This is a genomic window from Nocardia elegans NBRC 108235, assembly GCF_001612845.1.
Taxonomy (GTDB): domain Bacteria; phylum Actinomycetota; class Actinomycetes; order Mycobacteriales; family Mycobacteriaceae; genus Nocardia; species Nocardia nova.
On sequence record NZ_BDBF01000006.1, the window covers coordinates 46,833 to 65,304 of the forward strand.

General features: G+C 70.8%; 1 protein-coding gene. It reads right to left on the bottom strand.

Annotated elements, in window-relative coordinates; translation table 11 throughout:
• Entirely contained in the window at window positions 1–18,234 is an 18,234-nt protein-coding gene (locus NE2_RS05100; RefSeq protein WP_063024311.1) for a non-ribosomal peptide synthetase, read from the bottom strand.
• Window positions 18,235–18,472 lie beyond the last annotated feature (238 nt).

The following is an 18,472-nucleotide window of genomic DNA, read 5'->3' on the forward strand; positions in this document are numbered from 1 at the left end:
TCACCGATCCAGCCGGCGGTTGAGGATCTTCGCGATCTCGGCGACCACGGCGGGTTCGGTCATCGCCAGATGCTCGGCCGCGATGTCGACGTTCGAGATCTGGCCGGTGACGAACCGGGCCCAACCCTCGTGGCCCGCGGCGTCGGCACGCCGGTCCTTCGTGGCGGTGAAATACAGCAGGTCGGCATCGATGACCGGTGGCCGCCAGGCGCTCGCGGCGCGGATGGACAAGTTGTAGGCGTCGGTCATGCGTTCGATGGTCGCGGCGTCGATGGTGAAGCTGTCACCCAGCTGCTGCCGGATCAGTTCGGCGGCCTCCTCGGCGGTCGCGTCGGCGCCGACGACGTCGATGCCCATGACCGGGCCGAGATTGCTGATCAGCTCCCCTGGCGTGGCCTCGGTGACCTCCGTGGCGTCGATCCCTTCGGCCTCGGCGTCCAGCAGCGCCAGCAGTGCGACTTCCTCACCGGCCGAACGTATTTCGGCGGCGACGGCGTGTGCGATCTGCCCACCCAGCGACCAGCCGAGCAGATGATAGGGCCCGTGCGGCTGGATGGCGCGGATCTCCTGGAAGTAGCGCCGCGCGATCTCCTCGAACGTTTGCGGGCCCGGCACTTCCCCACCGATCTGCGGCGCCTGCAGACCGTAGATCGGGCGGTCGCCGGCGAGGTGGTCGCCGAAGGTGTAGTAACACCACGACAGGCCCGACGCGGGATGGATGCAGAACAGCGGTGGCCGGCTGCCGCCGGTCCGGATCGGCAGCACGACGTCCAGACCGAATGCCGCCGACCCGGATTCGTGGTGGCCGTTGCTCATTCCGGTTTCGATCCGCTTGGCCAGGTCGGCCGGATTCGGATCCGACAGCATCCACCCCAGCGGGATCTCGAAATGGAGTTCCTTGGTCAGTTCGCTGGCGACCTGCACCGAGCGCAGCGAGTTGCCGCCGAGGGCGTAGAAGTCGTCGTCGGCGCCGACCTGGGTGACGCCGAGGACGTGTTCGAAGGCGCGCGCGACCTCACCTTCGAGCCAGGTCGAGGGTTCGCGGAACTCCCCTACCGCGGCCACCGGTTCGGGCAGCCGGGCGCGGTCGAGTTTGCCGGAGGCGGTGAGCGGCACGGTGTCGAGCACCATGAGGGTGCTGGGCACCATGTAGTTCGGCAGCTCGGCCGCGGCGTGCGCGAGGACCGCGGCGGTGTCGACGGTGGCGCCGGCGGCGGGCACAACGTACCCGACGAGCTGGGCGGCGACCTCGCTGGAGTGGACGACGGCGATGGCGCGGGCGACGTCGGGGTGTTCGGCGAGCACGGTTTCGATTTCGCCGAGTTCGATGCGCAGTCCGCGCAGTTTGACCTGGAAGTCGGTGCGGCCCAGGTATTCCAGTTCGCCGTCGCGGCGGCGGCGCCGCACGAGGTCGCCGGTGCGGTACATGCGCCCGCCGTTGTTGTAGGGGTCGGGCACGAACCGTTCGGCGGTGAGGCCGGGGCGGGCGTGGTAGCCGCGGGCGACCTGGGTGCCGGCGAGGTACAGCTCCCCCGCCACGCCGGGCGGTACCGGGTTGAGCCGGGCGTCGAGGACGTAGGCGCGCGCGTTCCAGACGGGCATGCCCATCGGCACGCTGCCCTGGTCGGCGTCGGTGACGTGGTGGGAGGTGACGTGCACGGTGAATTCGGTGGGCCCGTACAGGTTGTGCAGTTCGACGTCGGGCAGCACGCGCCGGACGGCGGCCACGGTGTCGGAACCGAATGCCTCTCCCCCGATGAGCAGTGCGCGCAGCGAGGTCAGGGTGCGGGCGGGTGCGGCTTCGGCGAAGACGGCGAGCATGGACGGCACGAACGAGGTGATCGTGATCTGTTGTGCGGCAATGGTTTCGGCGAGGTAGGCGGGGTCGGTGTGGCCGTCGGAGCGGGCGATGACGAGGTGGGCGCCGACGCCGAGGGTGGCGAACAGTTCCCATACCGAGACGTCGAAGGTGGCCGGTGTCTTCTGCAGGACCACATCGGCCGCGCTGAGGCCGTATTCCTCGCTGAGCCAGCGGATCTGGTTGACGGCGGCGCCGTGCGGGACGGCGACGCCTTTGGGGCGTCCGGTGGATCCGGAGGTGAACAGCACGTAGGCGACATCGGTCGGTCGTAGCGGGGCGTGGCGGTCGTGGTCGGTGACGGGTGTGTCGTCGAAGGCCGCCAGGTCGATGCCGTCGAGGGTGGACAGGACGACGACGGGTGTGGCGGTGGCCAGCATGTAGTCGATGCGGTCGGCGGGCAGGTCGGGGTCGACGGGGACGTAGCCGCCGCCGGCGGCGAGCACGGCGTAGAGGGCGGTGACCTGGTCCAGCGATCGGCGCATTCGCACGGCGACCAGCTTTTCCGGGGCGACGCCGCGGGTGATGAGCCAGCGGGCGAGCCGGTTGACGCGGGCGGAGAACTGCGCGTAGGTCAGCGACAGGTCGCCGTAGGTGACGGCGGTGCGGTCACGGTATGCCGGTACCGCGTCGGCGAACATGGAGGTCAGTGTTTCGTCGGTGGGGAGGGTGTGGTGGGTGGTGTTCCAGCGGTCCACGACGTTGTGGTGTTCGTCGGCGTCGAGCAGGTCGACGTCGTAGACGAGGCCGGTGGGGTCGGCGACGAGGCCGCGCAGCATCCGGTCGAGGCGGGCGGCGATGCCGGTGACGGTATCGGGGTCGAACAGGTCGCGGGCGTAGGTGATGCCGCCGGTGATGCCGGCGGGGCCGCCGTGGTCGTCGTAGCTGTCGGTGACGGTGATCTGCAGGTCGAACAGTGAGGTGTCGATATCGGCTTCGACGGCGGCGAGGGTGAGTTCGGGGAGTTCGAATTCGGTGCCGGTGAGGTTCTGGAAGGCGAGCATCACCTGGAACAGCGGATGGTGGGCGTGGGAGCGGGTGGGGTTGAGTTCTTGTACGAGTCGTTCGAAGGGGACGTCGGCGTGTCCGAAGGCGGCGAGGTCGGTGTCGCGGACCTGGTCGAGCAGGTCGGTGAACGTCATGTCGGTGCGCAGGTGGCTGCGCAGGACGAGGGTGTTGACGAACATGCCGACGAGTTCGTCGAGTTCGGGTTCGCCGCGTCCGGCGTAGGGGGTGCCGATGGTGATGTCGTCGGTGCCGGCGAGGCGGGCGAGGACGGCGGCGAGTGCGGCGTGGAACACCATGAACAGGGTGGTGTTGTGGGCGCGGGCGATGTGTTGCAGCCGGGCGTGGAGTTCGGGGTCGACGGTGAGGGGGACGGTGGCGCCGGCGTAGGTTTGCACGGGCGGTCGCGGCCGGTCGGTCGGCAGGGCGAGCAGTGCGGGCACGTCGGCGAGTTGGGTTGTCCAGTAGTCGATTTGGGCGTGCAGCAGCGAGTCGGGGTCGTCGTCTGCGCCGAGGACGGTGCGTTGCCAGAGGGCGTAGTCGGCGTATTGGACGGGCAGCGGCGGCCAGGCGGGGGCGTCGCCGTCGAGTCGTGCGGTGTAGGCGAGGGTGAGGTCGCGGGCCAGTGGCGCCAGGGAGGATCCGTCGCCGGCGATGTGGTGGACGACGAGGGCGAGGATCCAGGTGTCGTCGGCGATCTCGTAGAGCCGGATGCGCAGCGGCACGGTGGTGGTGACGTCGAAGACGGTGGCCAGGAGCGCCGAGAGGGTGTGTGGGAGTTCGGTTTCGGGGATGCGGGTGATGGTGAGGGGTGGGACGGCTTGGGCGGGCGGGAGGATTTTCTGGGTGGGTTCGCCGTCGACGGCTGGGTAGATGGTGCGCAGCACTTCGTGGCGGGCGATGACGTCGCCGATGGCGGCGTGCAGGGCGTGGGTGTCGAGGCGGCCGGTGAGCCGGATGACGATGGGGATGCTGTAGGCGGGGGTGTCGGGTTCGAAGCGGTTGAGGAACCACATCCGTTGTTGTGCGTAGGACAGTGGGATGTGTTGTGGGCGTGGTTGTTCGGTGAGGGCGATGCGGCGGGTGTCGGCGTGGGATTCGGCGCGGGCGGCGAGTTTGGCGACGGTGGGCGCGTCGAAGATCATCGATACGGGGACGCGGGTGTCGAGGGCGGCGCCGATGCGGGCGGCGGCGCGGGTGGCGACGAGGCTGTTGCCGCCGAGGTCGAAGAAGTTGTCGTCGGCGCCGATGGTGGTGTCGAGGCCGAGGAGGTCGGCGAAGATGCCGGCGACGATTTCTTCGACCGGTGAGGCGGGTGCGCGGAATGTTTCGGTGTGCAGGATGGGTTCGGGTAGTGCGTTGCGGTCGAGTTTTCCGTTGGGCGACAGTGGGATCGCGTCGAGGATCATGACGGCGGCGGGCACCATGTAGGGCGGGAGCGCGTCGGCGAGTGCGCTGGTGAGTTCGGCGGCGGTGGGTGTGGCGCCGGGTGCGGGCACGACGTAGGTGACCAGCATGGCGGGGGCGTTGCCTTGCCGGTGGGCGATGGTGACGGCGAAGGCGGTGTCGGCGCGGTCGTCGAGGACGGCGTCGATTTCGCCGAGTTCGATGCGGTAGCCGCGGACTTTGACCTGGAAGTCGTTGCGTCCGACGAATTCGATGTCGCCGTGGGTGTTCCAGCGGACGAGGTCGCCGGTGCGGTACATGCGGGTGCCGGGTTCGCCGGCCGGGCAGGGCACGAAGCGGGCGGCGGTGGTGGCGGGGCGGTTGAGGTAGCCGCGGGCCGGTGCGGGGCCGGCGAGGTAGAGCTCGCCGACCACGCCGGCGGGGACGGGATGCAGGCGGGTGTCGAGGATCAAGGCTTGCATGCCGGGTAGTGGGGTGCCGATGGTGGGCCGGTCCCCCGCGTGCAGGGCCCGGGTGGCGGTGGCGAGGATGGTGGTTTCGGTGGGTCCGTAGAGGATGCGGAATTCGCGGGTGCCGCGGCGGTCGGTGCCTGCCCAGCGTTTGACGAGTTCGGCGGGAACTTCTTCGCCGCCGGAGAGCACCAGCTGCAGGTCGTCGAGTCCGGTGGGGTCGACGGAGGCGAGGGCGGCGGGGGTGACGAAGGCGTGGGTGACGTGCTGGGTGCGCAGCAGGTCGGCGAGGTCTTCGCCGCCGTAGGTTCCGGTGGGTGCGATGACGAGGGTGGCGGCGCCTGCGGTGGCGAACAGGATCTCCATCAGTGAGGCGTCGAAGGACGGTGAGGCGAAGTGCAGGAATCGGGAGCCGGGTTCGAGGTGGTAGTCGGCGCGTTGGGTGGCGATGAGGTCGGCGATGCCGGTGTGGGTGACGGCGACGCCTTTGGGGCGTCCGGTGGATCCGGAGGTGAAGACCACGTAGGCGGTGTCGGTGGCGCGCAGGGGCCGCAGCCGGTCGTGGTCGTCGAGGGGGCTGTCGGGGCGGGTGTGCAGGTGGGCGGTGGTTTCGGGGGCGTCGAGGACGATCCAGTCGGCGGTGTCGGGTAGCGCGGGGCGTGCGGTGGTGACGGTGATGCCCAGTGCGGCAGCCGAATCGGTGATCATGTGGTCGATGCGGTGGGCCGGGTAGGCGGGGTCGACGGGGACGTAGGTGGCGCCGGTTTTCACCACGGCCCACCAGATGAGCACGGATTCGGCGGAGCGGGGCGCGGCGGCCAGGACAGGGATTTCGGGTCCGGCGCCGTGCTCGATGAGCAGCCGGGCCAGGCGGTTGGAGCGCTGGTCGAGTTCGGTGTAGGTGAGGCCGTCCTCGCCGGTGCGGACGGCGAGGCCGTCGGGGTTGCGGCGCACGGCGTCGGCGAATACGGCGGGCAGCAGCGGTGATTCGGGCGTGGGGGCGGTGCGTGGGCCGATGCTGGTGAGCAGGGCGTGGTGTTCGCGCGGGTGCAGCCAGTCGATGTCGCCGACCGGGGTGTCGGGGCTGGTGGCGACGGTGTCGAGGACCCGCAGCAGTCGCTGGACGAAGCTGGTGACGGTGTCGGGGTCGAACAGGTCGCGGGCGTACATCATCATGCCGGACAGGCCTTGGGCGGCACCGGTTTCGGTGCTGGTGTCGGAGATGACGAGCTGGAGGTCGAATTGGCTTGTGCCGGTGTCGACGTCGGCGCGGGAGACGGCGACGTCGGGGAGGGCGATGTCGATGGCGCCGGTGTTCTGGAAGGCGAGCACCACTTGGAACAGGGGGTGTGCGGCGGTGGTGCGGCGCGGGTTGAGTTCTTCGACGATGCGTTCGAAGGGGACGTCGGCGTGGTCGAGGGCGTGCAGGTCGGTGTCGCGGGTGCGGGCCAGCAGGTCGGTGAACGGTTCGCTGCGGTCGATGGGTGTGCGCAGGGCGAGGGTGTTGACGAACATGCCGACGAGGTCGTCGAGGCCGGGTTCGCCGCGGCCGGCGACGGGGGTGCCGATGACGATGTCGTCGGTGTCGGCGAGCCGCCCGAGCAGCACGGCGAGGGCGGCGTGTACGACCATGAACAGGGAGGTGCCGTGGTCGCGGGCCAGTGTCTGTAGTTGCCGGTGCAGGGGTGCGGGGATATCGAGGGGGACGCGTCCGCCGGTGAGGGTGGCGACGGTGGGGCGGGGCCGGTCGGTGGGCAGGTCGAGCAGGTCGGGTACCCGGTCGAGGGTGGTGCGCCAGTAGTCGAGCTGGGTGGACATCAGCGAGGTGGGGTCGTCGGCGGCACCGAGGATACGGCGTTGCCACAGCGCGAAGTCGGCGTACTGGACCGGCAGGGGCTGCCACTGCGGGGGTTGTCCGGTGTGGCGGGCGGCGTAGGCGGTCATGACGTCGCGGGCCAGCGGGCCCATGGATTGTCCGTCGCCGGCGATGTGGTGTACGACCAGGACGAGCGTGTACTGGCCGGTGTCGTCGGTGTCGGTGGTGATGTCGAACAGGGCGACGCGGATCGGCACCTGGGTGGCGACGTCGAAGCCGCGGCGCACGAATTCGGTGAGCAGCTGCGGCAGGGTGTCGCGGGCGGGGTGGCCGGTTTCGAGGGTGATCGGTGCCCGGTCGAGGATGAGCTGGCGTGGTTCGCCGTCGGTTTCGGGGTAGATGGTGCGCAGTACTTCGTGGCGGGCGATGACGTCGTCGAGGGCGGCGCTCAGTGCGGCGGTGTCGAGGCGTCCGGACAGGTGCAGCATGACGGGGATGTTGTAGGCGGCCGATTCGGTTTCGAACCGGTTGAGGAACCACATGCGTTGCTGGGCCAGCGACAGCGGCAGCGGGTCGGGGCGCTCCCCTGCGGTGAGTGGGAGGCGGGCGGTGCCGTGCAGGGTGCGGGCGCGTCGGGCGAGGGCGGCGACGGTGGGTTCTTCGAAGATGGTGCGCACGGGGATGCGTACGTCGAGGGCGGCGCCGATACGGGCGGCGACGAGGGCGGCGCTGAGCGAGTCGCCACCGAGAGCGAAGAAGTCGTCGTCGGCGCCGACGTGTTCGGCGTCGAGGACCTGTTCGTAGGTGCGGGCGATGACGTCTTCCTGCCAGGTGGTGGGTGCGCGGAAGGCGCGGGCGGTGGCGGGCGGCCGGGGTAGTCGGTCGCGGTCGAGTTTGCCGGTCGGGGTGAGCGGCACCTCGTCGAGGATCATGACGGCGGCGGGCACCATGTAGGGCGGAAGCGCTTGGGCGAGTGCGGTTTTCAGGTCGGTGTCGGAGAGGGTGGCGCCGGTGGCGGGGGTCACGTAGGACACGAGGGTGGTGGGGCGGCCGTCGTCGGCGCGTGGGACGGTGACGGCGAAGGCGACGCCGGGCTGGGCGGCCAGGGCGGCGTCGATCTCGGCGAGTTCGATGCGGTTGCCGCGCACTTTGACCTGGAAGTCGTTGCGTCCCACGAATTCCAGGTCGCCGCCGGTGGTGCGGCGCACGATGTCGCCGGTGCGGTACATACGGGTGCCGGGTGCGCCGAAGGGGCAGGCGACGAATCGGGTCGCGGTCAGTGCGGTGCGGTCTTTGTAGCCGTCGGCGAGTCCGGGGCCGAGCAGGTACAGCTCCCCCGCGACGCCGTGCGGGACGGGCCGCAGCCAGGTGTCGAGGACGGCGGTGGTGACGGGGCCGGCGGGGGCGCCGATGGTGATCGGTGCGGCCGGGGTCAGCGGTGCGCTCGCGGTGGCCCAGATGGTGGATTCGGTGGGTCCGTAGAGGTTGACCATGGTGCGTCCGGGCGCCCACCGGTCGACCAGTTCGGGGCCGACGGGTTCGCCGGCGGTGGCCAGTACCCGCAGGGTGCCGACGTGGTCGCCGGGGATGGTCGCCAGCGCCGACGGCGTCAGCACGGCGTGCGAGATATGTTCGCGCTGAAGCAGTTTCGCCAGTTCCGGCCCGCCGTACACGTCGGGTGGGGAGACGACGAGCCGGCCGCCCACGCCGTGGGCCATGAGCAGTTCGAAGATCGAGGCGTCGAAGCTGGGTGAGGCGACCTGCAGCACCGCGGAGTCGGCGGTGACGCCGAGGATGCGGCGTTGGGCGGCGACGAGGTCGGTGAGGCCGCGGTGGGTGACCAGCACGCCTTTGGGGGTTCCGGTGGATCCGGAGGTGTAGATGAGGTAGGCGGTGCGGTCGGGGGTGAGCGCCGCGCCGCGTTCGGTGTCGGTGATCGGTGCGCCGGATTCGGTGTCGAGGGCGTGGACGGTGTCGGGGTCGTCCAAGGTGAGCCAGTCGATGTGCCGGTGCGGGCGGACCGTGCCGATGTCGGCGCTGCCGGTACGGGTGATGCCGAAGGTGGCGCCGGAGTCGTCGAGCAGGAACGCGACGCGGTCGGCGGGTAGCCGGGGGTCGATGGGCACGAACGCGGCGCCGGTCTTCGCGGCTGCCCACACGGTGACGACGGCGTCGAGGGAGCGTGGCAGGGCGCTGGCGAGCACGGTGTGCGGGGGGAGCCCGCGGCGCAACAGCAGCCGGGCCAGCCGGTTGGATCGCTCGTCGAGGTCGCGGTAGGTGAGGGTGTCGGTGCCGCAGGTGGCGGCGACGGCGTCGGGATGGGCAGCGGCGGTGGCGGTGAGGATGTCGTCGAAGGTTCGCGGCCGGCGGTGCGCGCGGGCCGGGTGGGCGGGTTCGGTGTCTTCGGCGGCGGTGAGCCGTGCCAGCGGTGCGGCCGGGTCGTCGGCGATGTGGTGCAGGAGTGCGACGAACCGGTCGAGGATCCACTGTGCGCGGTGGGTGTCGAATTCGTCGTCGAGGTAGCGCAGGGTGATGCGCAGTCCTGGTACCGCGGCCGGGTGGGTGTCGGTGTGTTCGGTGTCGTCGGATTCGGGGGCGACGACGAGGCTGAGCGGATAGGGGGTGGCGTCGACGCCGGTGATGTCGTCGATGCGCAGGCCCGCGGCGTCGACGAGGTGCTGCAGGGCGGGCCGGTCGACGGGGAAGGACTGGAAGGCGACGGCGGTGTCGAACAGGGCGGTCATTCCGAGGGCGCGGTGGATGTCGGGCAGTCCGATGTGGTGGTGGTCGAGCATGCGGGCCTGGTGTTGCTGAATCCGCGTCAGCAGTTGCTCGACGGTGTGGGTGGGGTCGAGGGGCACGCGTACGGGGACGGTGTTGAGGAACATGCCGAGGGTGCGGTCGACCTGCGGGAGTTCGGGGGGCCGGCCGGAGACGGCGGATCCGAAGATCACGTCGGTGTCGCCGGTCAGTTCGCGCAGGGTCAGCGCCCATGCCGCGGCGACGGCGGTGTTGACGGTGACGGCCGCGGCGGCGGCGACGCGGCGCAGGTCCGCGGCCCGGTGGGCGGGCAGCAGGGTGTCGATTTCGCCGGCGGAGGTGTCGCGGTGGGCGGCGTCGGCGCGCGCGACGCGGGTGGGTGATTCGACGTCGGCGTATTCGTCGGCCCAGGCGGCGGTGGAGGCGGCGCGGTCTTGGCGGTGCAGCCAGGCCAGGTAGTCGCGGTAGCTGGGTGCGGGTTCGGCGGTGTCGATGTGGGCGGGGGTGCCGTAGTCGGCGAGCAGTTCGCTCATCAGCAGCGGCATGGACCAGCCGTCGAGGATCACATGGTGGTTGGTGACGAGCAGCCGGTAGCGGTCGGGTCGCACGGTGATCAGGGTGAATCGGATCAGCGGCGGCGCCGACAGGTCGAACCCTTCGGCGGCGTCGCCGGCGGCCACCTGATCGGGGCTGGTGTCTTCGCTGGAGGTGAGGTCGATGTGCCGGAAGCGGACGGGCGCGTGGCCGAGCACGATCTGGCAGGGTCCGGCGCTGGTGTCGGTGAAGGCGGCGCGCAGGATGTCGTGGCGGTCGACAAGGGCTTGGGCGGCGCGGCGCAGGCGCTCGGCGTCGACGGTCCCGGTGAAGCCGATCGCGGTTTGCACGGTGTAGTTGTCGCCGGCGCCGGGGTTGTAGGTGGAGTGGAATCGGATTCCGGCCTGCATCGGCGACAGGGGCCACACGTCGGCCAGGTCCGGGTAGCGGTCATCGAGCCGTTCGACGTCGGCGGCGGTCAGCTCGACCAGCGGGAAGTCCGACGGGCGCGGTGGGCGGCCTTCGGCGCGGTGGGCCGGTTCACGGGTCAGCGACGGGTCGACGGCGACGGTGCCGCGGACCAGCTCCGCCAGTGCGGCAACGGTTTTGGCCTCGAAGACGTCGCGCGGGGTGAGGGTGAGCCCGGCGGAGCGGGCCAACGCCACCAGCCGCATGGACACGATGCTGTCGCCGCCGAGGGTGAAGAAGTTGCTGTCGGCGTACACGGTGTCCAGGTGCAAAACTTCGGCGAACAGTTTCGCCATGAGCTGTTCTTCGGCGGTGGCCGGTGCCCGTCCGGCGGCCTCCTCGGATCGGAAGTCGAGTTCGCGCAACGCTTTCCGGTCGATCTTGCCGGCCGGGGTGCGGGGCATGTCCGCCAGTTCCACGATGGCGGCGGGGTTCATGTAGTGGGCCAGTTCGCGTTCCAGGTCGGCGTGCAGCGCGGCCGGATCGAGTGTGGCCCCCGGTGCGGCGACGACATAGGACACCAGCACGGGTTCGCCGGCGGGTCCGGGGCGGTCGACGGTGGCGGCGACGGCCACCGTGTCGTGGCGGGCCAGGCGGGCGTCGATCTCCCCCGGTTCGATGCGCAGGCCGTGGATTTTGACCTGCTGGTCGCTGCGCCCCAGGTATTCCAGTTGCGGTCCGCGAGCGGTGTGCAACCAGCGCACGCTGTCGCCGGTGCGGTAGACCCGTTCTCCGCGAGCCGATTCCGGGTCGGCGACGAAGCGGGCCGCGGTGGTGGCGGGTCGGCCGAGGTAGCCGCGGGCCAGTGCGGGGCCGCGCACATACAGTTCGCCGGCGACGCCGGCGGGGACCGGCCGCAGCCACATGTCGCGCACGGTCACCGACAGTCCGGGGATCGGGGTGCCGATGGTGACGGGTTGCCCGGGTGTGAGGGCGTCGGATCCGGTGGCCCACACGGTGGTTTCGGTGGGACCGTAGTGGTTCATCAGCCGCCGCCCGGGCGCCCAGCGGGTGACGAGGTCGGCTGCGGTGGCCTCCCCGACGACGGCGATCGTCGTCAGTGCGGGCAGGTGCGCGGGGTCCATCGTGTTGAGCACCGACGGGGTGATGATGGCATGGGTCACCCCTCGAGCGCGCAGCAGGTCTTCGAGTGCGGCGCCGCCGTAGACATCGGGCGGTGCGATCACCAGGCAGGCGCCGTGGCCGTGGGCGAGCAGCAGTTCCGACAGGCAGGCGTCGAATCCCGGTGAGGCGACCTGCAAGACGGCCGAGGTGGTGTCGACGCCGAACGCGTCGGCGTGGGCGGCGGCCAGGCCGGCGAGGCCGCGGTGAGTGAGGTGCACGGCTTTGGGTGTGCCGGTCGATCCGGAGGTGTAGATCAGGTAGGCGGCGTGGTCGAGCCGCAGCTCGTCGGGTTCGGCGGTGATGTCGGGTTCGGCGGGCAGGTCGGTGTCGGCGAGGGTCCAGTCGACGGTGGCGGGAAGCCCCTGTGCGAGGGCGCGGGTGGTGACGCCGAGGGCGGTGCCCGAATCGGCGAGCAGTTCGGCGAGGCGTTCGCCGGGGTTGGCCGGATCCAGCGGCAGGAACGCCGCGCCGGTTTCGGCGACCGCCCAGATCGCGACGGCCAGCTCGATCGAACGCGGAACGACCACGGCGACAACGGTTTCCGGGCGCGCGCCGCGGGTGAGCAGCCGTTGCGCGAGCTGGTGGGCCCGCGCGGCGAGTGCCCGATAGGTGAGCGTGGCGGTTCCCGACCGCACGGCCACCGCGTCCGGGTGGGTGCGGGCGGTGTCGGTGAGGATGTCGCGCAGGGTGCGTCCGGCCGGTGCGCTGCGTGGCGCCGGAATCAGTTCGGCGAGTTCGGCATTCACGCAGGGGCTGAGGGCGGCGACGGTGGCGGTGGGGTCGGCGGCGATCTGGTCGAGGATCCGTTCGTAGCGGTCGAGCAGGGTGCGGGCGGTGTCGATGTCGAGCCGGTCGCAGGAGAAGCGCAACATCACGGTGTGGGTGGCGGAGGTGGCCGAGTCCGGGTCGCCGGCGCGGCCGGGCCGCGGCGGGGTTACCTGCAGGCTCAGCGGATACGGGGTGGCGTCGTGGGCGTCGACGTCGACGAGCCGCAGCCCGGCCTCGCGCAGATTGTGGGTCAGCTGTTCGCGGTCGAGCGGATAGGACTCGAGCACGGTCACCGTGTCGAACATGTCGGCGAATCCGGTGGCGCGTTGCAGTTCGGCCAGCCCGAGATGGCGGTGATCGAGGGTGGCGGCCTGTTCGGATTGCACCCGGTCCAGCAGGTCGGCGACGGTTTCGGCGGGTTCGAGCCGGACCCGCACGGGCAGGGTGTTGATGAACAGCCCCACCATGCGTTCGACGCCCGGCAGCTGGGGTGGGCGGTCGGAGACGGTGTTACCGAACACGATGTCGGAGCGGCCGGTCAAGGTGGTCAGCAGCAGCGCCCACGCCACCTGCACGGTGGTGTTGGCGGTGACACCGTAGGCGCGCGACAGGTCGGTGATCGCGGCGGTCGTCTCGGCGGACAGGTTGCGGCTGACCTCGGCGTTGTCGGCGGGCACGGTCCGGTCCGGGCGCCCGGTCACCAGGGTCGGGCTCTCCATGCCGGCGAGCACGTTCTGCCAGGCGGTGATCGCGGCGTCGCGGTCCTGGCTGTGCAGCCAGTGCAGGTAGTCGCGGTAGGTGCCGGCCGGTGCCAGTGCGGCCGGATCGCCGTCTGCGGCGTACACCGTGAGCAGTTCGTGGATCAGCAGCGGCATCGACCAGCCGTCGAGCACGATGTGATGGTTGGTGAGCAGCAGTTCGAATTCGGTTGTGCCGGTGCGGATCAGGTGGAAACGCAGCAGCGGCGGCCGGGCCGGATCGAAGGGGGCCGACGCGGCGTCGATGATGCGGCGGCGTTCGCGGTCGCGTTCCCCGGCGTCGGCGATCTCGGTGAGGTCGCTGTCGTGCCAGTCGGCGCGCACGCCGCTCATCACGATCTGGCGGGGCCCGGCGGCGCTTTCGACGAACGCGGTGCGCAGGCTGTCGTGGCGGTCGATCACCGCCTGTGCCGCGGCCCGCATGCGGGCGGTGTCGACCTGCCCGGCGAGGGTCAGTGTCGCCTGCACGGTGTAGCCGTCGACGCGGTCGGTGTCGTAGACGGCGTGGAACAGCAGACCGGACTGCAGTGCGGTCAGCGGCCACACGTCGGTCATGGTCGGATATTCCAGCTGCCAGCGGTCGATCTCGTCCTGGGTGAGGTCCACGAGCGGGAAATCCGACGGGGTGAAGCCGCCGGCGGATTCGCTGCGCGCGTGCTCGGCGAGCCCGCGCAGCGCCCGCACCCACAGTCCGGCCAGTTCCTCCACGTCCGCGCTGTTCAGCACGTCGGTGGCGAATTCCCAGGTGGCGTCGAGTTCGAGGCCGTCGGGTCTCGGTTCGGCGATCGCGTTGACATCCAGGACCGCGGGCAGTGCCATCGCCGGGTCGCCGGTCGCGGTGAGGGAGGTGAATTCCGTGGTCGGTGTCCACGGCCCGGACTGTTCGTGGACGCCGACGCGACCGAGGTAGTTGAACGCGATCTGCGGTTCGGTCGCGCCGGCCAGTTCGGCGCCGGCCTCGGCGTCGAGGCAGCGCAGCATCCCGTAGCCGATGCCGTTGTCGGGGATCGAGCGCAACTGTTCCTTGGCTGCCACGATCGCGGTGCCCGCGGCGGGGCCGCCGGCGAACGCGTCGTCGGCGTCGATGCCGCGCAGGTCCAGGCGCACCGGGAAGCGGGTGGTGAACCAGCCGACGGTGGCGCTGAGGTCGGCGCCGGGCACGGCGTGTTCCTCGCGGCCGTGTCCTTCGAGGGAGATCAGTTCGGTGTCGGGGTCGCCGCCGCGGCGGCGACGCCACTCCCCTAGTGCGAGCGCCAGCGCTGCCAGCAGCGGGTCGTTGGGTGTGCCGTGGAAGCGGGCGGGGACGGTGGTGAGGATCGCTTCGGACACGTCGGCGGGTACACGGACCTGGACGCGGCCCGCGGTGGCCGCGGTGTCGCGGGCGGGATCGAGATGTCGTGTGCCGAGCAGCTTCTCCCCCGGCGCGAGGATGGTCTTCCACAGCTCCAGTTCGCCGGCGCGGCGGCCGGCGGCGTGCTCGGTGAGTCCGTGGCTCCAGCGCCGCACCGAGGTGGTTGCGGAGCCGAAGGCGGGTTCGGCGCCGGCGCTGATCTGCTGCCATGCCCCGGCCAGATCGGTGAGCAGGATGCGCCACGACACCGCGTCGACGGCGAGGTGGTGGATCACCACCCACATCAGGTCGGGCCCGGTGGTGTCGTCGCTCATCCGCACCAGGTGCACCAGCACACCGTCGGCGGGATCGAGCCGGTCGGCGGCCGCCTGCAACCGGGCGTCGATCTCGGTGGCGTCGCGGTGCGCCAACCGCACCGATTCGTAGGCGGCCGCGGCGTCGACCGTGCCGGGGGCGGCCACGTCGATGTACCGGTCGGCGGAGTGGGCGCCGCGCAACACCGCGCGCAACATGTCGTGGCGGTCCAGCACCGCCGCCAGCGCTGCCACCAGGTCGGCGTCGTCGACGTGTGGCGGCAGTTCGATGAGGGTGGCCTGCGCGAAGCGATCGAATCGCCCGCGCGCGAGCATCGCGTACATGATCGGGGTCAGCGGCATCGGCCCGACCGCGCCGCCGGGCAGTTCGGGCAGCTGCGGGCCGCCGCCGGCGTCGGTGGCGACCGCGGCCAGAGCGGCGACGGTCTTGTGTTCGAACACGTCCTGGGTGGAGAAACTCAGGCCCTCGGCCTTGGCGCGCGCCACCAGTTGAATGGACAGGATGCTGTCGCCGCCGAGGGCGAAGAAGCTGTCGTCGGCGCCGACTGTGGCGACGTCGAGGATTTCGCCGAACAGTTGCGCCACCCGCTGTTCACGCGGGGTGGACGGCGCCCGCCCCGCGGCCGCGGTGCCGAAGGCGGGTGCGGGCAGGGCGGCGCGGTCGAGTTTGCCGAACGCGTTGACCGGCAGGGCGTCCAGCGCCATGATGACCGCGGGCACCAGATGCGGCGGCAGCGTGTCGCGGGCGAAGCGTTGCAGGTCCAGCGGGTCGATGTGGCGTCCGCGCACCGGCACCACATAGGAGGCCAGCACGGTGGCGTCGGCGTTGTTGCGCACCGGCACGGTGACGGAGATGTCGACATCGTCGTGGGCGGTGAGCGCGGCGTCGATTTCGCCGGGTTCGATGCGGTAGCCGCGGATCTTGACCTGAAAGTCGGTGCGCCCCAGCAATTCCAGTTCGGGGACGGGTCCGTCGCCGACCCAGCGTGCCATGTCGCCGGTGCGGTACATGCGCGCCCCGGGCCCGCCGTGCGGGTCGGCGACGAAGCGGGCCGCGGTTTCGGCGAACCGGTGGCTGTAGCCGCGCGCCACTCCCGGCCCGGCCAGATACAGCTCACCGGCGGTGCCGGTCGGCACCGCTTGCAGGCAGCGGTCGAGCACCATCGCCGAGACCCCGCGGATCGGGCCGCCGACGGTCAGGTCCCCGCCGGGGGTGACGGCGGCGCTGGCGGCGGTGACGGTGGTTTCGGTGGGCCCGTACTCGTTGAACATCGCCGCCGAGCGCGTCCACCGTTCGATCACGTGCGGCGGGCACACGTCACCGCCGACCACGACCACCCGCAGCTCACTCAGGCGCCGGGGATCCACCGTCGCCAGCATCGCCGGGGTGAGGGTGAGGTGGGTGACGTGCTGGGCGGCCAGCAGTTCGGTCAGTTCGTCGCCGCCGATCACCTCGGGCGGGACGACCAACAGGGTCGCGCCGTTGGCGAAGCACACCAGGAACTGCTCGAGTGAGGCGTCGAAACTGGGCGAGAGCGCATACGACACCCGTGCGGTGGCGTCCACACCGCAGACCTCGCTGCGGTCGGCGATGAGGTTGGCCAGCCCCGCATGGGTCACCTGCACCCCCTTCGGGATGCCGGTGGATCCGGAGGTGTAGGTGATGTAGGCGAGGTCGTCGGGGCGTAGCGGGCGCAGGCGTTCGCTGTCGCCGATCGGGGTGCCGGGGGTGTCGCGGCAGGCGGCCGCGGTGTCCGGATCGTCGAGCACCACCGGCGTGGCCGTCTGCGGCAGCCGTCCCCGGTAGGCGTCGACGGTGATGCCGGCCCGGGCGCCGCTGTCGGCGATCATGTGCTCGATGCGTTTGGCCGGATAGTCGGGATCCACCTGCACGATCGCGGCGCCGGATTTGGCGACCGCCCAGGCGGCGACGATCGATTCGACCGAGCGGCGCAGCATGATCGCGACGGTGGTGTCGGGGCCGCAGCCGCGTGCGATCAGTTGACGGGCCAGGCGTGAGGACCGGGCGTCGAGCTCGCCGTAGGTCACGGTGGTGCCGGGTGTGGAGATCGCGTCGGAGGCGGGGTGGCGGCCGGCGCTGTCGGCCAGGATGTCGGGCAGCAGCCGGGGCGCGACCGCGTCGTCGCCGTGCACGGGCAGCAGCCGCTGCTGTTCGGACGGTGCGAGCAGCGGCAGCCGGTCGATGCGGTATTGCGTTCCGCGGTCGAGGAATTCGTGCAGGAACATCAGGAAGCGCCCGTGGTGGGCGGCGAGTTCGTCGGGCCGGTAGATGTTCGGATTGCCCTGGAAGTCGATGTGGGTGCTGTCGCGGCCGGCGCCGGGATAGATGTTGACGAACAGGTCGGCGGTGGGCCCGGAGGTGAGCACGTGCAACCGGCCGGTGGTGTCGCCGAGGACGACGTCGTTGTCGATCATCATCAGGTTCACGGCGGGACCGAAGGAGGCGGTCTCGTCGCGGGCGATGCCCATATCGCGGAAGATGTCTTCCTGCCGGTAGCGCTGGCGGCGCAGCGCGCTGGTCAGCTCGCTCTGCACCGCGTCGATCAGTTCACCGACGCTGCGGGAGCCGACCCGCACGCGCAGCGGCACCACGTTGGCGACCATGCCGCCGGAGCGGCGCAGTATCGCGGAGTGACGGCCCGACACCGGAAGGCTCAGCAGCACCTCGGTGCTTCCGGTCATCCGGGCCAGGTAGGCGGCGAAGGCGGCGACGACGATCGGTGTCACGCTGGTGCTGCGTTCGGCGACCACGGCATCGAGCAGTGCGGCGGTCTCGGGTGCGAGCGCGTCGCTGACCAGTGCCGGGTGGATGGTGGGTTTGCCGACACGTCCGGCCAGGCTGACCACGGGCGGTGCGTCCGCCAGATGTTCGGTCCAGTATTTGCGGTCGTTGTCGAATCGCGTCGACCCGCGATAGGCCAGGTCCTGTTCGGTGATCTCGGCCAGATCCTTCGCCGCGGCCGGGGAGGGTTCGGTGCCGCGAAGCCACGCGTTGTACAGCTCGGTGATGCGCTGCAGCATCGTCACCGCGGCGAATCCGTCGAGGGCGATGTGGTGGGCGCGCTGATACCACAGGTAGTGGTTGTCGCCGACCAGGTATATGACGCACACCATGAGGTGGTCGTGCAGCAGATCCAGCGGTGCGGCGTAGTCCTCGCTCATCAGCCGGTGCGCGGTGGCCACCGGGTCGGTGTGGCGGCGCAGATCCACCACCGAGATCGGGGCGCCGCGGAAGTGGTCGACGAACTGGCAGGGTTCGCCGTCGACCTCGATCAAATGCAGATGTCCGGACCCGAATTCGATGCTCGCGGCGCGGCAGGCCTCCATGAGCAGATCGGTATCCAATTCCCCGATGATTTCCACGTATTGCGCCACCGAAATCGGGGATTCGCCCGCGAGGTGCTGGGCGAACCATATTCCGCGCTGCGCCGCGGTGAGCTTGAATACGCCGTCCGGCGCCGGGCGCGGGAATCCGTGCCCCGAAGTGCGTGCGCGTGTTCCGGTGCCGGGTGCCTGGTGACCGCCGAGTGGCGCCGTGCCGATCCGCGGTGACTTCGGTGCCTGTGAATCGCCGCCGAAGTTGCTTTTGAATTGGGTCACCGGTCCTCCATCGGATCTCTTTACTTCGACGCAGTAACACAACGCCGGACCGTTTCCTCGAAACGACGTTCGCCGTAATGCGTGAAGCACGTCGAAATGTGCGCCGCGATTTCTCGAGCGCGACGAACAGCGCCCTCGTCGCCCTGGGCGGATGTTCGTCCGGTGGTGCGGCCGGCGGGCGCGAAAGCGGTGGTCACGACGCCCCGACACGCCGCGGCGACCGCCCGCGTGGGCCGTC